Origin of the sequence: Aeromonas sp. ASNIH2 (assembly GCF_002934795.1) — a bacterium.
GTDB classification, from domain to species: Bacteria; Pseudomonadota; Gammaproteobacteria; order Enterobacterales; family Aeromonadaceae; genus Aeromonas; species Aeromonas caviae.
The window spans coordinates 1,839,012-1,853,536 of the sequence record NZ_CP026406.1; the positions used below are offsets into that span (position 1 = coordinate 1,839,012).

Sequence of the window (14,525 nt, forward strand, 5' to 3'; positions counted from 1 at the left end):
CCACTCAATTTCTGACACGACTAAAAATGCAGATAAAGGAATAGTTGCATGACCTACAGCCAGACACTGGCCAATCACATCCTCGACACCCTGAAGAAAACCCTGACTGACAAGGGGATCCGCTATCAGACCCTGGCAGAAGCCATGGGGGTTTCCATCGCCACCGTGAAGCGCATGATGAACAAGCCCTCCCTGCCGTTCGACACCCTGCTGGAGATCTGCCATCTGGTGGGACTCTCCTTCGAAGAGCTGCTGGACCGGACACAGGATGCCCAGAGCCGCCGGGCCGTCTTTACCCAGGAACAGGATGAGGCGTTTCACAAGGAGCCGGGGCTCTATGCCTTTCTCGCCAACATCTTCTGGCGCGACAAGACCCTTATCGATCTCAAGCGGGAGTACGGCCTGACCGATGCCTCCTGCTACCTCTATCTGCGCAAGCTGGAGAAACTCGGCATCCTGCAGCTTGGCATCGACAACAGCTACCACTTCCTCATCAGCGAGCGCATCAGCTTCGAGCAGCACAGCCGTTTCGCCCGCCAGCAGGCGCGCCAGGCCATGTCGGTACTGGGGGACTATCTGGTGGAGAACATGCACAGGCCCAACAACTACATGGCGCTGTGCCAGCTCCATCTGGGGGAGAGCGAGGCCATGGCGCTGATCGATCGCATGAAGGAGTACTGGCATCAGGAGCTCAAGCTCAACCGCCCCGCCATCGGCCAGCGGGAGGGCAGCAAGACCTACACCATGTCGCTGCAACTGGCCGACTGCGGCTACCAGAGCTTCGACGATCTGATCCCCAACATCGACAACTGATCCCGGTGGATCCTGCGGGATCCGCCATGTCAGCGCCAGAACGCCGCTACTCTGCCAGTTGCACCTGCCGCGCACCGGTGGCGAGCGGTTGCAGTGCCCGGGTATCCAGGCAGATGCGGATGGCGTCCGGTCGCCAGTGCTCGATGTCGCAATCCACCAGCTTCCCTTCCTCGTCATGATTGACCCGCACCAAGCGCAGCACGGCGCTCCCCTGGGCCAGGTTGAGGGCGCGGGCTATCTCTCCCCGGGCCGCCGAGGGGGTGATCTCGAGGCTCGCCCAGCCCTGGCCTATGCCATAGCGTTGCCGGTAGAGCTCGGTGAGGGAGCTGGCCAGAGGAGCGCTGGCGATGCCGGGGAAACGGCTCGCCAGCAGGTGATGGCTGACGTGCAGCACCGGGCGACCGTCGATCAGCCGCTGGCGGCGGATCTCGTAGAGCGGCGTAAAGGGTTCCAGACCCATCCAGCGGCACAACTCGCTGCTGGCAAGCTGGTTGCCATGGGCCAGCACCCGGGTCTCGGCGGTGCGCTGCTGCTCACCAATCCACTGGTGAAAGTGGGTGTGGATGGCGGGATCGTAGGTGAGGCGAGGCGGCGCCACGAACCAGCCGCGCCGCTCGGCCCGGTAGATGAGGCCGTCCGCCTCGAGGCTGGAGAGTGCCTCCTTGATGGTGATGCGGGTGGTGGCGAATCGCTCGCTCAGGGCCCGTTCGGCGGGCAGCTGCTGCCCCGCCGCCAGGTGTCCGCTGCCGATATAGCGGCGCAGGGTCCGGCAAATCTGTTCGCACTTGGAGGGTGTGCGGCCATCGGCCATCCCCTGTTCACTCAATTGCTCTGTCACTGTCACATCCCTGTCGGTCATTCGGGTTTGCACACCACTGGAGTAGACCAGAGGTTGTCGACCCCGAGTTGTAACCGCCCCTGATGACAGCGCCATGACAGGGCGATTGTCACGAAACTGCCATCAAAGCGCCCCGCCACCGTCATATTTCCCCTCTAGCATCCCTCTCGAACCTTAACTGACCTAGTCCAGAGGGATGGGATGATGAAAAGCGTGATCGCAAGTGCACTGGCCCTGGTGGCCATCAGTCAACCGCTGTTTGCCGCCGAGAACATCGCGGATCTCGAAAAAGCTGCCCGCGGTGAGGGCCAGCTCCAGAGCGTCGGCATGCCGGACAGCTGGGCCAACTGGAAGGATACCTGGCAGCAGCTCGGCAGCATCTACGGCATCAAGCATCAGGATACCGACATGAGCTCCGCCCAGGAGATCGCCAAGTTCGCTGCCGAGAAGGCCAACGCCACCGCCGACATCGGCGACGTGGGCGGCGCCTTCGGCCCGGTGGCGGTCAAGCAGGGGGTCACCCAGCCCTACAAGCCCTCCACCTGGGCCGACATTCCCAACTGGGCCAAGGATGCGGACGGCCACTGGATGCTGGCCTATACCGGCACCATCGCCTTCCTGATCAACAAGGATCTGGTCAAGGCCGCCCCCACCAGCTGGCAATCCCTGCTGGGTGGCGACTACAAGGTGACCCTGGGTGACGTGGGCGTCGCCTCCCAGGCCAACAACGGCGTGCTGGCGGCGGCCTATGCCACCGGCGGCAGCGAGAAGAATCTGAAACCCGCCCTGGATCTGTTCGGCAAGCTGGCCAAGCAGGGCCGTCTGTCGCTGAACGACCCGACCATCGCCAACATCGAGAAAGGCGAAGTGGAAGTGGGGGTGCTGTGGGACTTCAACGCCCTCAACTACCGCGACCAGATCGACCCCAAGAAGTTTGATGTGGTAATCCCGAGCGACGGCTCCGTCATCGCCGGCTACACCACCATCATCAACAAGTGGGCCAAGAACCCCAACGCCGCCAAGCTGGCGCGGGAATACATCCTCTCCGATGCAGGTCAAATCAACCTGGCCCGTGGCTACGCCCGCCCCATTCGCAGCAACGTGACCCTGCCGGATGACGTCAAGGCCAAGCTGCTGCCGGCCGAGCAGTATGCCAACGCCAAGCCGGTGCAGGATCACGCCGCCTGGGAGCAGAGCTCCAAGGCCCTGCCGCGCCAGTGGCAGGAAACCGTCATGATCAACATGCAGTAAGGAGTGGCCAGTGCAACACAAGGTGATAGTGGTACTTGTGGATGGCCTGGCAGCAGAGGTAGCCCATTGCATGGGCTACCTCTGTGGCATGGTGGAGGCAGAGCGCGGCCTGCATACGACCCTGAGTGCCGCCCTGCCCTCCCTCTCCCGCCCTCTCTACGAGTGCATCCTGACCGGCTTGCCGCCGGTGGCGAGCGGCATCACCCACAACGGGGTGAATCGCCTGAGCCAACACGACTCCATCTTCCATCTGGCCCGGGCCGAGGGCAAACGCACCGCAGCGGCGGCCTACCACTGGGTGAGCGAGCTCTACAACCAGAGCCCCTGGCTGGCGGCCCGCGATCGCTTTACTCACGATGAGCAACTGCCCATCCAGCACGGCTGCTTCTACTGGGATGACGGCTACCCCGACAGCCATCTGCTGATGGACGGCGAGTGGCTGCGCAGCCAGTACGACCCCGATTTTCTGCTGATCCACCCCATGGGGGTGGACGATGCGGGCCACCAGTTCGGCCTCGATTCCCGCCAGTACCGCAATCAGGCGCGCCGCATGGACAGCCTGCTGGCCGAGCTGCTGCCCCAGTGGCTGGCAGAGGGGTATCAGGTGGTGATCACCTCGGATCACGGCATGAACAACGATCTCAGCCATGGCGGCACCCTGGCCGAGGAGCGCACCGTGCCGCTCTGGCTCTTTGGCGATGCCTTCGTCGAGCGCTGGCCGGATGGAGTGGCGATCGCCCAGACCCAGCTCTGCGCCCTGATGGCGGATCTGCTGGGAGTTCCCCACGACAAGCCGGCAGCCCCCCCGCTGCTCAAGGCGGCCTTTATGCGCGAGGTGCACTGATGATGCCTGCCACCACCGAGATCCTCGCGGATCAACAGGTGAAGCCACGCCGGGTGCGCCGCCACTGGCTGCCGGCCCTGGTGCTGCTGCCCTTTGTCCTATTGATGATCCTGTTCCAGCTCGCCCCCATGGTGTGGGTGCTGGTGGGCAGCGTCCAGACCCCCGATGGCTGGGGTCTCGACCACTACCGGGAGATTTTGAGCTCCCCCTTCTATCTGCAATCCTTCGGCAACTCGTTGCGCATCGCCGGCATCGCCAGCCTGGCGGGGCTCGCCATCGGCACCCTCGGGGCCGCGGCGCTGCGCCACTGTGGCGAGCGGGTCAAGCGGGTGCTGCTGGCTTTCGTCACCATGACGGGCAACTTCAGCGGCGTGCCGCTGGCGTTCGCCTTCATCATCGTGCTCGGCATCAACGGTGCGGTGACCCTGCTGCTCAAATCCTGGGGCCTCATCGATGGCTTCAACCTCTATTCGGGCAGCGGCCTTATCCTGATTTACACCTACTTCCAGATCCCCCTCGCCCTGCTGCTGCTCTACCCGGCATTCGATGCGCTACAGGATGAGTGGCCCCAGGCCGCCGCCCTGCTCGGCGCGAGCAAGGGGCAGTATGTATGGCACGTTGCGCTGCCGGTGCTGACGCCCGCCTTGCTCGGCACCCTGATCATCCTGTTTGCCAACGCGGTGGGGGCCTATGCCTCCGCCTACGCCCTCACCACCGGCAACTTCAACCTGGTGACCATCAGGGTGGCCAGTCTGGTCTCCGGCGACATCTTCCTCGAGCCGAATCTCGCGGCGGCGCTGGCGGTGATCCTGATGGTGCTGCTGGGGGTGGTGACAGCCGCCAACCAGTGGCTGCTGAAAAAGAGCTATGTGAACAAGGGGCAATCCCATGCATGATTTGACGCCGCGCTGGCCCAGATGGGTGCTGGGGGCGCTGGTCGCCACCCTGCTGCTGCCGCTGCTGGCTACCTTTCTCTACTCCATCTCCACCCGCTGGGGGGCGACCCTGCTGCCGGACGGCTTTACCCTCGACTGGTATCTCAAGCTCTGGGGCGATCCGCGCTTTTTGGCGGCCTTTGGCCGCAGCCTCCTGGTCTGCTTCGCCACCCTGCTGCTGGGGACCCTGGTACTGGTGCCCACCGTGCTGGTGGTGGCCTACTACTTCCCCAGGCTGGATCCCTGGATGAACCTCTTGATCCTGCTCCCCTTCGCGGTGCCGCCCGTGGTCTCTTCGGTGGGGTTGCTGCAGATCTACGCTGACGGCGTGCTGCCGATTATCGGCACGCCGTGGATCCTGATCGGCACCTGGTTCACCGTGGTGCTCCCCTTCATGTACCGGGCGCTGGCCAACAGCCTGCAAGGGGTGCCGCTCAAGGATCTGATGGATGCCGCTCACCTGCTGGGGGCGAGCAGTGCCCGCGCCTTCCTGCTGGTGGTGATCCCCTGCCTGCGCAAGGGGCTGCTGGCGGCGCTGTTTCTCTCGCTGTCCTTCCTGCTCGGGGAGTTCGTGTTTGCCAACATGCTGGTGGGCACCCGTTACGAGACCCTGCAGGTCTACCTCTACAACATGCGTGCCACCTCGGGCCACTTCACCAGCGCACTGGTGATGAGCTACTTCCTGCTGACCCTGCTGCTCACCTGGGCAGCCAACAGATTTCATCGGTGAATCAACATGTTCCATCTAGAAGTGAATCAACTGCACAAATCCTACGGCGACACCAAGGTGTTCGAGGGAATTGAATTCGGCATCCGCAAGGGGGAGCTGGTGACCCTGCTTGGCCCCTCCGGCTGCGGCAAGTCCACCCTGCTGCGGGCGCTGGCCGGGCTCACCCCGGTGGATGGCGGTCAGGTGCGGGTAGCCGGTGAGGAGATCACCTGGCAGGCACCCCAGAAGCGGGGCATCGGCATGGTGTTCCAGAGCTATGCGCTCTTCCCCAATATGACGGTGTGGGACAACGTCGCCTTCGGCCTCAAGATGAAGCCCCAGCCGGGGCGGGATCTCGCCGCCAGCGTACAGGAGGCGCTAGAGCTGGTGGAGCTGACCGGCTTCGAGCGCCGCTATCCGGGCGAACTCTCCGGCGGCCAGCGCCAGCGAGTGGCCCTGGCCCGCGCCCTGGTGGTGCAACCGCGGATCCTGCTGCTGGATGAGCCGCTCTCGGCGCTGGATGCCCGCATCCGCCGCAGCCTGCGCCAGCAGATCCGCGAGATCCAGCAGCGCCTCGAGCTCACCACCATCTTCGTGACCCACGATCAGGAGGAGGCGCTGACCCTGTCGGATCGGATCTTCCTGATGAACAAGGGGTCCATCGTCCAGAGCGGCACACCGGAGCAGATCTACACCCGCCCCGCCAGCGAGTTCGTGGCGGGCTTTATCGGCAACTACAACCTGCTGGGTGGCGAGCAGGCCAAATCCCTGTTCGGCCCGCGCTTTCGCGGTAAGCTGGCGCTGCGGCCGGAGTCCATCACCCTGCTGCCCGCAGGGGCGGTCAGCCACGAGCCCAGCCTGCCCGGCATCGTTCGCCAGCAGCAGCTGCTCGGCAACGTCATCCGCTATCAGGTGGAGTGCGAGGCGGGGCTGTTGACGGTGGATAGCCTCAACCGCCGTGCCAGCGATCTGCTGCCGGTGGGCAGCGCCGTGACCCTGGTGGTGGCCCGGGATCAACTCTGTGAGGTAGCATAACGCCATGAATCCCATTCATTTTTCAGCCAGTTCCCCGATGCTGGCAGCCAACCCGAGGAGCAGCCATGGCCCTGGCACTGTTTGATCTGGACGAGACCCTGATAGCGGGGGATTCCGCCAGCCTCTGGCTGGAGTACATGGTGGCCCAGGAGCTGGCCCCGGCGGGCATGGTGGCCGAGGAGCAGGCCATGATGTCCCTCTACCATCAGGGCAAGATGGACATGCACCAGTACATGGCCTTCACCCTGCAACCGCTGGCAGGCAGGACGCGCCAGTGGCTCGACTCCCTCTGCACCCGCTTTGCCGAACAGGTGCTGCGGGAGCGTATCTATCCGGAGGGGTTGGCCCGCATCGAGTGGCACCGCCAGCGTGGCGACGAGCTGGTGCTCATCTCCGCCTCCGGCGAGCATCTGGTGGCCCCCATGGCGCAGATGCTGGGGATGGATCACTGCGTGGCCATCCTGCTCGACGAGGAAGCCGGCATGCTGACCGGCCAGACCCGCGGCACCCTGAGTTTTCGCGAAGGCAAGGTGGCCCGCATCAACCAGCTCTTTGCCGGAAAGGAACACCTCTGGCAGGGGAGCTTCGGCTACAGCGATTCCCACAACGATCTGCCCATGCTGCAGGCGGTGAGCCATCCCCATGCGGTCAATCCGGCCCCCGCCCTGCGCCAGTGCGCCGAGGAGCTGGGCTGGCCCCTCTGGACCTGGCAGTTGCACCCTTGATCCGCGCAATGAAGAAGAGGCCCTCAGGCCTCTTCTTTGCTCAACATGCCATCCCCTGAGGGCGAGTCGTCCCGGGGAGCCAGGGGATCCACCATGTAGATGCGATTCTTGCCGTCACCCTTGGCGCGATAGACCTCGGCATCGACCATGGTCAGCAGGCTCCTGGCCCCAAGCCCGGGGGCACTCGCCACTAGGCCGCCGCTGAAGGTGATCCCAAGACCGGGTTCACGCCAGTGCAGGGAGGCCACCCCAATCCTGTACTGCTCCAGCAGCATCTGGCAGAAGTGGATATCCGGATTGGCGAACAGCACCACCAGCTCTTCCCCGCCATAGCGGCATACCCAGCCATGATCCCCCAGCAGCTTGGCGCCAAAGCTGGCCACCCGCTTGAGCACCACGTCCCCGGTCTGGTGACCATAGGTGTCATTGATCCGCTTGAAACCGTCCAGATCGATCATGGCCAGGCAGAAGCGGTCCTGATCGAGCAGCAGCCGATTCAACCGCTCGTCGAAGAAGCGCCGGTTGTAAAGGCCGGTCAGCTTGTCGAGGTTCGCCTGCTGGCGCACCTCGTGATAATCCTTGCTCACCTCCGCCAGCTCGGCATAGACGTGCCTGAGCTCGCGCATCCCCCCCTGGTGCACCTCGTCAGGCTGGGTCCGGCTGGCCCGGATCACGGTGGCGATCTCGTCCAGCATCCGCCTGAAATAACGGGACCAGATCAGTGCCAGCACCATGTAGAGCACGCTGGCCAGCACGATGATCCCGAGCACGTTGAGGGAGGCGCTCGCCACCACCGCCTGGATGCTGGAGGCAGGCAACACGCTGATCAGCACCCAGTTGTGGTCCGGCAGACGGCTGTAGGCCACGAACTGGCGAGACGCTTGATCCAGGAAGATGCCGTCCTCTCCGCTGAAGCGGGAGAGCCAGGTCGGGTGCATCATGGGCTTGAGCAGTTGTGAGGGATCGGGGTGGGCCAGCACCTTGCCCGACTGGTTGACGATCATCTGGTAACCGCTGTTCCACTGCCGGTTCAGCTGGGCGGAGAAGGGGGCCAGGATGGCATCCACCGCGAAGACCCCCCGCACCTTGCCCTCCTTGTCGGTGATGGCCCGCGCCAGGGCGATCACCAGCGTGCCGTTGGTGTAGTCGTAGTAGGGTTCGGTCCAGACCATCTTGCCCACATGCTGGCTGGCCAGCTGATACCAGGGGCGCACCCTGGGATCGAAGTCCGCATCCGCCTGCCATTCGGGGTAGATCAGCATCTGGCGCTCGGCGGTGCCCACATAGATGTAGATGAGATCCGCCATCACCCCCTTGTAGAGACGCCACTCCCTGAGATAGGAGTCGGTGTTGCGCAGACGGGGGCCACTGATGTCCTCCACCTTGACCTGGTCGTAGATGAGGGAGAACTGACGCTCCATCTCGTTCAGGTAGGGTTCGATGAAGACGTGGCGCAACTGGTGATTGGTGGCGAGCAGGCGCTGTTGCAGCTCTCGCTGCAGGCTGCGCTCCATGTGCAGGTAGTAGATGGCGCCCAGCATCAGGACGGGAATGAAGAGCAGAAGCAGGCCCAGGCGCATCCGAGCCACCAGGGACCAGGTCTTTTTGGAGACTGCTCGCTTATCCAACCCTGACTCCATGCTATCCCCTGACATCGTGTAGTGTCAGAATATCAGCCCCACCTGATGGCGTCCAAAGGGAAGCGCATCAGGTGGCCAACGAGAAGGAACTGGCCTGGATGTTGAAACCGGAACTGCTGACTGCCCTCCATTACTGCGCCGTGATCACCCTGACCGGTGCCATCACCTCGGAGTATTTCCTGTTCCGGCGCGGCATGTCCATCGAGCAGGTGCGCAAGCTGCTGCTGGCTGACAGCCTGGCCGCCCTGGCCCTGCTGCTCATCTTCATCACGGGCGTGCTGCTGGTGGTCGCCCATCCCCAGCCACCGGCCATCCTGTTTGCCAATCCGGGTTACCGCACCAAGCTGCTGATGTTCTTCGCCATGGCCATCAGCTTTGGCTACCCCAGCCGGCTGTTCCACCACTGGCGCCGATCCTTGCGCCAGGGACGGGCTCCCCTTGTCTCCACCCAGCAGCAGTTCTGGGTGATCTGGATCCTTAGGGGCAACCTGCTGCTGCTCGCCCTGCTGCCCCTGCTCGCCAAGCTGGCCAGCCGCTGATCCTGCCCTCGCCCGGCAACAAATGGCTGACGACAAACGCCCCTTCTCGCAGGTATCGTAATGGCGGGGCCCGAGTGCCGCCGAGACTCTTTCTCAGGGATGATTCCGTATGCGTTCAAACATGATGTTATTGATGGCCGCCGCCATCTGGGGGCTGGGCTTCGTCGCCCAGCGTCTGGGGATGGATCACATGGGGCCCTTCACCTTCAACGGCCTGCGCTTCCTGCTGGGCGCCCTCTCCCTGCTGCCGCTCTTGTGGTGGCTCAAGTCACGCCAGCCGCCCCAGCCTGCCGGTGATCACCGCCTGCTGCTGACCGGGGGCCTCATCGCCGGCACCGTGCTCTTCTCCGCCGCCTCCCTGCAACAGGTGGGGCTGCTCTACACCACGGCCGCCAAGGCGGGCTTCATCACCGGCCTCTACATCATCCTGGTCCCCGTCATCGGCCTGGCCCTGCGCCACAAGACCGGGGCCAACACCTGGGTAGGCGCCCTCATCGCCATGACCGGGCTCTACTACCTCAGCGTCACCGAGGAGTTCACCATCGGCTACGGCGATCTGCTGCAAGTGATCGGGGCCCTGTTCTGGGCCGTGCATCTGCTGGTGCTGGATCACTACTCGAACCGGGTCGCCCCCATTCGTCTTGCCGGGGTGCAGTTCGTGGTGTGCGGCCTGCTCAGCCTAGCCACGGCCTTCGTCATCGAGACCCCGACGGCGAGTGGTGCCGTGGCGGGCTGGCAGGCGCTGCTCTACGCCGGTCTGGTCTCGGTCGGCATCGGCTATACCCTGCAGGTGGTGGGGCAGCGCGGTGCCCATCCGGCCCACGCCGCCATCATCCTCAGCCTGGAGACGGTGTTCGCCGCCATCGGCGGTGTCCTGCTGCTGGGGGAACATCTGGACGAACGGGCCGTGGTCGGCTGCGCCCTGATGCTGGCGGGGATGCTCATCTCCCAGATCCGCCTGCGCTGGTGGTGGAAGTCCCGCCGCAACAAGGTGCCCAGCCAGCCCTGATATCTACGGTGGTCATTGACCACAAATAAAACGAGGCGCCCTTGGGCGCCTCGTTTTATTGCCGCCTGCCTAGCGCACGCTGGAGCAGAAGCTCACGTCATCGCGCAGGGGGTCATTGCTCACGCTGTGATAGAGCTCGAAGCAGGGGCCGTCCCCAAAGGCGAGCCCGGCCGCGACGATATCGCCGATGTGCTCCTGCCAGCGCTCCCCGTACTGGCTGCGATCCGTGATGAGATAGCGGGACTGGGCGTAGCGCCCGGCGGGGATGAGCTGAATTTCCACCTCCCCCGTCCCCAGGGTGCCCACCGGCACGCTGATACCGATGTCGGTGCGGCACTGGGCCGGCGGCGTCACCTCGGGGTTGTCGTGGTAGATGAAGATCCACTCTCCCCCTTCCAGGCCACGGGGCGCGGCCCACTGGTGAAGGCGATGGCAGACGGCGTCATACCCTTCACCATAGGGGCCGGTCACGCGGATATAGGCCAGGGTGCGGGCGTCCATCTCGACGGTGTTCATGGTGTTGCTCCTTGCTGATGAGTGGCCTTCAGCATAAGGGAGTGCCCCTTGCCATGCGTGTCCTTCCTTGCGATCCAGGTGTCCGTTCTTGCCCTTGTCGCGGCGAAACGCCCCCGGGGTGCAACCATAGTGACGACGAAACGCCTTGGCGAAAGCCTGGGAGCTGCCAAGCCCCGCCTCCAGGGCGATGGCGGTGACGCTGGCATCTGTGTAGCAGAGCTGCCAGGCCGCCCGCTGCATCCGCAGGCGGCGGCACATCTCGCCGGGGGCCTCCCCCACCACGGCGGTGAACACCCGGTGGAAGTGGTAGAGGGAGAGGCAGGCGCGACTCGCCAGCGCCTCGATGGAGAGATCCGGATTCTGCTCCAGTGCCCGCAGCACCGGCGTCAGGCGCTCGCGATAGTCGATCATCGGCGCACCCTGGCCATGTAGAGGGCATCCACCAGCACCCCATAACGCAGGCCGTAATCCCGGGCTACGCCCTCCTCCACGAAGCCCGCCTTGCGATAGAGGGCCAGGGCCGCCTGATTGTCGGCCCAGACCGTCAGCTCCACCCGCGTCAAGCCGAGCCAGTTGTCCGCCAGATCCAGCGCAGCCTGCATCAGGGCGGTGCCCACCCCGCGCCCGGCCCAGTCGTCGTGTACCGCCATGCCGATGCTCGCCACGTGGCGGCGGCGGGGGGCAGGCTCCACCATCAGGACCAGCGCGCCCGCCACCTCCCCCTCCCACTCCGCCAGCAGGCTGTAGATGCCATCCCGCGGGGTCAGCTTCTGCTCCCACTGCTGCAAGGAGGGGAAGGGAAGTTGCAGGGTGCCCGCCTGGGCATGGGGCATGGCGTGAAGATCCCGCAGGGCGGCGGCATCTTCCGGCCCGGCGCGGCGAATGGTGATGGACATGAGACCTCCTGATTGGCTGAATCCCATCTTGCCGCAAGGCTGGCGTCTGTTTCCACCCCCATCAGCGAAACCAATCAAAGGGTTAGGCACACTCCATTGGAGCCGCTCCCCCACTTCACCTAGTCTGGCGACTCATCACAAGGAGACCCGCCATGACCGACAAAACCCTGCGCAGCGCCAACGGCGCCCCCGTCGTCGACAACAACAACAGCCTCACCGCCGGCCCCCGCGGCCCCGTCCTGATGCAAGACATCTGGTTGATGGAGAAACTCGCCCACTTCGACCGCGAGCGCATTCCCGAGAGGGTGGTGCACGCCAAGGGCTCGGGCGCCTACGGCACCTTCACCGTGACCCACGACATCAGCGCCTTCAGCAAGGCCGACCTGTTCAACGCCGTCGGCAAGCAGACCCCGGTGTTCCTGCGCTTCTCCACCGTGGCCGGCGAGAAGGGGGCCGCCGACGCCGAGCGGGACGTGCGCGGCTTCGCCCTCAAGTTCTATACCGAGCAGGGCAACTGGGATCTGGTGGGCAACAACACCCCGGTGTTCTTCATTCGCGATCCCCTGAAATTCCCCGACTTCATCCACACCCAGAAGCGGGATCCCCGCACCAACCTGCGCAGCGCCACCGCCGCCTGGGACTTCTGGTCACGCCACCCGGAATCCCTGCACCAGGTCACCATACTGTTCAGTGATCGCGGCATCCCCAGGAGCCTGCGGGAGATGAACGGCTACGGCAGCCACACCTTCAGCTTCATCAACTCGGCCAACGAGCGCTTCTGGGTCAAGTTCCACTTCAAGACCGAGCAGGGCCACCGCTTCTACACCGATGAAGAGGCGGCCACCGCCGTCGGTCAGGACAGAGAGACCAGCCAGGCAGATCTATTCAACGCCATCGAGCAGGGCGACTTCCCGCGCTGGAAGGTCTATGTGCAGGTGATGCCGGAGGCCGACGCCCAGACCTACTCGATCCACCCGTTCGATCTCACCAAGGTGTGGCCCCACAAGGACTACCCGCTCATCCCGGTCGGCGTGCTGGAGCTCAACCAGAACCCGGACAACTACTTCGCCCACGTGGAGCAGGCCGCCTTCACCCCGGCCAACGTGGTGCCCGGCATCGGCTTCTCGCCGGATCGCATGTTGCAGGGGCGGCTCTTCTCCTACGGTGATACCCAGCGCTATCGCCTCGGCGTCAACCACGGCCTGCTGCCGGTCAACGCCCCGCGCTGCCCGTTCCACCACAGTGCCCACCGCGACGGCGCCATGCGGGCGGACAGCAACGGTGGCGCCAGCCCCAACTACCAACCGAACCGCTTCGGCACCCAGCAGCCGAGCGAGCAGCACGAACCGGCCCTGAGTCTGGAAGGGGCTGCCCTGCACTACGATTTTCGTGACCATGACAGCGACTACTACAGCCAGCCGGGGGATCTCTTCCGCCTGATGGACGAGGGGCAACGTGCCCGCCTCGCCGCCAACCTGGCCCGCTCCCTCATCAATGTGGAGGATGACGCCATCGTCGCTGCCCAGCTCAGGCACTTCGAGCAGGCCGACCCCGAGTACGCCAAGCGGGTCGAGCTGGCCCTGGCCGCTCTGCAGCGCTGAGTCGCAGGCAGCCAACCTCTGCAAAAGCAAAACGGGGGCCTGATGGCCCCCGTTCTCGCATGACGGTCTTTGATGAATGAAAAACGCAGCCCAGGGCTCTGTTGATCAATGCTGTATCCATCCCGGACGCCGTGCCCTCGCGCGCTTCCCTCCCTTGCCAACAAGGGTTTGTACCGCCAGCTCACGGCGGCAACAACGTTGTGCACTGGCAGAGCGGCACCATTGTCCACCTGTGGTAATAAACCTGTCTGTGGTAATGCACTTTTAGTCACCAATAAAAACGGAGCCCGAGGCTCCGTTTTTCCATGCCGTATCCATCCCGGACGCCGCGCCCTCGCACGCTTCCCGCTCCCTTGCCAACAAGGGTTTGTACCGCCAGCTCACGGCGGCAACGACGTTGGGCACTGGCAGAGCGGCATCATTATCCACCTTTGGTAATAAACCTGTCTGCGGTAATGCACTTTTAGTCACCAATAAAAACGGAGCCCGAGGCTCCGTTGTTCAATGCAGTATCAATCCCGGACGGAACGCGCTTCGCGCTCTTCCCGCTCCCTTGCCAACAAGCGTTTGTACCACCAGCTACTGCGACGACGTTGTGCATTGGAAGAGCGACGAGCCATTGCTTAGATCCCAGTCAAGAGAAGAAAGAGCCGCATTATGCGATAGAGATCACGCCCGTGTCTGTAGCTGGATCAAGAAAAGGCTCACTGGCCCACCCGGATCGTCCGCTGGTTGCCCTCCGGTTCACCACTCTGTGACGGCGTCGTCACCTCTCGCCAGATCAGGGGACCATTGGTCTCCATCGCCTGCTGCGGCGCGCACTCCAGCCAGAGATCCCCCTGCTGGATGCGGGCCCCCTGGGAGTATTTCTGATCCTGATACCAGCACACCCGCTCGGGCAGCGAACCAAGGGGCAGCACCAGCTCGGTGCCCACCGAGTGGCTGAGGGTGTTGGACGCCGGGGCAGCCAACGCGGGGAAGAGCCAGCCAAGGGCCAGCAGACAACCTGCACAACGGATCATGGGAATTCCTGTCACGGGGGAGTGAAAGTGTAAAGCGACCAGCAGAGCCCTCGACTTGACCAATAAATGTCGGCTCATCTGGCATTCCGGAAGCAATATGATAGCCTGCCTGCGCCCGCAAAGGCCTGTCAGGGCTCTGCCGTGGGCCCCCA

The 14,525-nt window shown here is 64.1% G+C and carries 15 protein-coding genes; 10 read left to right on the forward strand and 5 right to left on the reverse strand.

Annotation, left to right across the window (positions count from 1 at the left end):
* Window positions 1-48 precede the first annotated feature (48 nt).
* Complete coding sequence (locus tag C3F36_RS08555) at window positions 49-813, forward strand: helix-turn-helix domain-containing protein (RefSeq protein ID WP_010675913.1); 765 nt, start codon at window positions 49-51, stop codon at window positions 811-813.
* Window positions 814-859: 46 nt separating this feature from the next.
* Here the strand turns inward: C3F36_RS08555 and C3F36_RS08560 are convergent, their stop codons facing one another.
* Window positions 860-1,672 (reverse strand): UTRA domain-containing protein, encoded by an 813-nt coding sequence (locus C3F36_RS08560; protein WP_199769680.1) that lies wholly within the window; start codon window positions 1,670-1,672, stop codon window positions 860-862.
* Window positions 1,673-1,855: 183 nt separating this feature from the next.
* Here C3F36_RS08560 and C3F36_RS08565 point away from each other — a divergent pair, with 183 nt between their 5' ends.
* From C3F36_RS08565 to C3F36_RS08590, 6 genes are all read left to right on the forward strand, one after another.
* On the forward strand, window positions 1,856-2,902 hold the full coding sequence (locus tag C3F36_RS08565) for an ABC transporter substrate-binding protein (protein WP_010675915.1): 1,047 nt from the start codon (window positions 1,856-1,858) through the stop codon (window positions 2,900-2,902).
* A 10-nt stretch (window positions 2,903-2,912) separates the two neighbouring features.
* Window positions 2,913-3,746 (forward strand): alkaline phosphatase family protein, encoded by an 834-nt coding sequence (locus tag C3F36_RS08570; RefSeq protein WP_104454901.1) that lies wholly within the window; start codon window positions 2,913-2,915, stop codon window positions 3,744-3,746.
* A complete protein-coding gene (locus tag C3F36_RS08575) occupies window positions 3,746-4,642 on the forward strand; it encodes an ABC transporter permease (protein WP_104454902.1) in 897 nt (298 codons plus the stop codon). Before C3F36_RS08570 ends, C3F36_RS08575 begins: the two co-directional genes overlap by 1 nt.
* The gene (locus tag C3F36_RS08580; RefSeq protein ID WP_039040132.1) at window positions 4,635-5,411 is read left to right on the forward strand and encodes an ABC transporter permease; all 777 of its coding nucleotides are present in this window, start codon (window positions 4,635-4,637) and stop codon (window positions 5,409-5,411) included. The genes C3F36_RS08575 and C3F36_RS08580 overlap by 8 nt, the downstream gene beginning before the upstream one ends.
* 6 nt (window positions 5,412-5,417) lie before the next feature.
* Window positions 5,418-6,425 carry an ABC transporter ATP-binding protein gene (locus C3F36_RS08585; protein ID WP_104454903.1) on the forward strand — a complete coding sequence of 336 codons (1,008 nt, stop codon included), beginning with the start codon at window positions 5,418-5,420 and terminating at the stop codon, window positions 6,423-6,425.
* A gap of 65 nt (window positions 6,426-6,490) precedes the next feature.
* Entirely contained in the window at window positions 6,491-7,150 is a 660-nt protein-coding gene (locus tag C3F36_RS08590) for an HAD family hydrolase (protein ID WP_041211889.1), read from the forward strand.
* 23 nt (window positions 7,151-7,173) lie between these two features.
* On the opposite strand, the gene C3F36_RS08595 is transcribed toward C3F36_RS08590, so the two are convergent.
* A complete protein-coding gene (locus C3F36_RS08595) occupies window positions 7,174-8,778 on the reverse strand; it encodes a sensor domain-containing diguanylate cyclase (RefSeq protein ID WP_104454904.1) in 1,605 nt (534 codons plus the stop codon).
* Between the two features lie 110 nt (window positions 8,779-8,888).
* On the opposite strand from C3F36_RS08595, the gene C3F36_RS08600 reads away from it, so the two are divergent.
* Both C3F36_RS08600 and C3F36_RS08605 read left to right on the forward strand, forming a co-directional pair.
* A complete protein-coding gene (locus tag C3F36_RS08600; protein ID WP_029314852.1) occupies window positions 8,889-9,329 on the forward strand; it encodes a DUF2214 family protein in 441 nt (146 codons plus the stop codon).
* A gap of 109 nt (window positions 9,330-9,438) precedes the next feature.
* Window positions 9,439-10,338: a DMT family transporter gene (locus tag C3F36_RS08605; RefSeq protein WP_104454905.1), complete on the forward strand. Its 900-nt coding sequence runs from the start codon at window positions 9,439-9,441 to the stop codon at window positions 10,336-10,338.
* A gap of 69 nt (window positions 10,339-10,407) precedes the next feature.
* Here the strand turns inward: C3F36_RS08605 and C3F36_RS08610 are convergent, their stop codons facing one another.
* Window positions 10,408-11,265 (reverse strand): AraC family transcriptional regulator, encoded by an 858-nt coding sequence (locus C3F36_RS08610; RefSeq protein ID WP_104454906.1) that lies wholly within the window; start codon window positions 11,263-11,265, stop codon window positions 10,408-10,410.
* Entirely contained in the window at window positions 11,262-11,750 is a 489-nt protein-coding gene (locus tag C3F36_RS08615) for a GNAT family N-acetyltransferase (RefSeq protein ID WP_104454907.1), read from the reverse strand. The genes C3F36_RS08610 and C3F36_RS08615 overlap by 4 nt, the downstream gene beginning before the upstream one ends.
* A gap of 152 nt (window positions 11,751-11,902) precedes the next feature.
* Here C3F36_RS08615 and C3F36_RS08620 point away from each other — a divergent pair, with 152 nt between their 5' ends.
* The gene (locus C3F36_RS08620) at window positions 11,903-13,351 is read left to right on the forward strand and encodes a catalase (RefSeq protein WP_104454908.1); all 1,449 of its coding nucleotides are present in this window, start codon (window positions 11,903-11,905) and stop codon (window positions 13,349-13,351) included.
* A 704-nt stretch (window positions 13,352-14,055) separates the two neighbouring features.
* Here the strand turns inward: C3F36_RS08620 and C3F36_RS08625 are convergent.
* Window positions 14,056-14,373, reverse strand: a complete 318-nt coding sequence (locus C3F36_RS08625; protein ID WP_104454909.1) for a YnjH family protein — start codon at window positions 14,371-14,373, stop codon at window positions 14,056-14,058.
* Between the last annotated feature and the right edge of the window lie 152 nt (window positions 14,374-14,525).

Coding starts and splice junctions, on each gene's coding strand:
- C3F36_RS08555 (WP_010675913.1), top strand. CDS start 49: ATGACCTACAGCCAGACACTGGCCAATCACATCCTCGACACCCTGAAG.
- C3F36_RS08560 (WP_199769680.1), bottom strand. CDS start 1,672: ATGACCGACAGGGATGTGACAGTGACAGAGCAATTGAGTGAACAGGGG.
- C3F36_RS08565 (WP_010675915.1), top strand. CDS start 1,856: ATGAAAAGCGTGATCGCAAGTGCACTGGCCCTGGTGGCCATCAGTCAA.
- C3F36_RS08575 (WP_104454902.1), top strand. CDS start 3,746: ATGATGCCTGCCACCACCGAGATCCTCGCGGATCAACAGGTGAAGCCA.
- C3F36_RS08580 (WP_039040132.1), top strand. CDS start 4,635: ATGCATGATTTGACGCCGCGCTGGCCCAGATGGGTGCTGGGGGCGCTG.
- C3F36_RS08585 (WP_104454903.1), top strand. CDS start 5,418: ATGTTCCATCTAGAAGTGAATCAACTGCACAAATCCTACGGCGACACC.
- C3F36_RS08590 (WP_041211889.1), top strand. CDS start 6,491: ATGGCCCTGGCACTGTTTGATCTGGACGAGACCCTGATAGCGGGGGAT.
- C3F36_RS08600 (WP_029314852.1), top strand. CDS start 8,889: ATGTTGAAACCGGAACTGCTGACTGCCCTCCATTACTGCGCCGTGATC.
- C3F36_RS08605 (WP_104454905.1), top strand. CDS start 9,439: ATGCGTTCAAACATGATGTTATTGATGGCCGCCGCCATCTGGGGGCTG.
- C3F36_RS08610 (WP_104454906.1), bottom strand. CDS start 11,265: ATGATCGACTATCGCGAGCGCCTGACGCCGGTGCTGCGGGCACTGGAG.
- C3F36_RS08615 (WP_104454907.1), bottom strand. CDS start 11,750: ATGTCCATCACCATTCGCCGCGCCGGGCCGGAAGATGCCGCCGCCCTG.
- C3F36_RS08620 (WP_104454908.1), top strand. CDS start 11,903: ATGACCGACAAAACCCTGCGCAGCGCCAACGGCGCCCCCGTCGTCGAC.
- C3F36_RS08625 (WP_104454909.1), bottom strand. CDS start 14,373: ATGATCCGTTGTGCAGGTTGTCTGCTGGCCCTTGGCTGGCTCTTCCCC.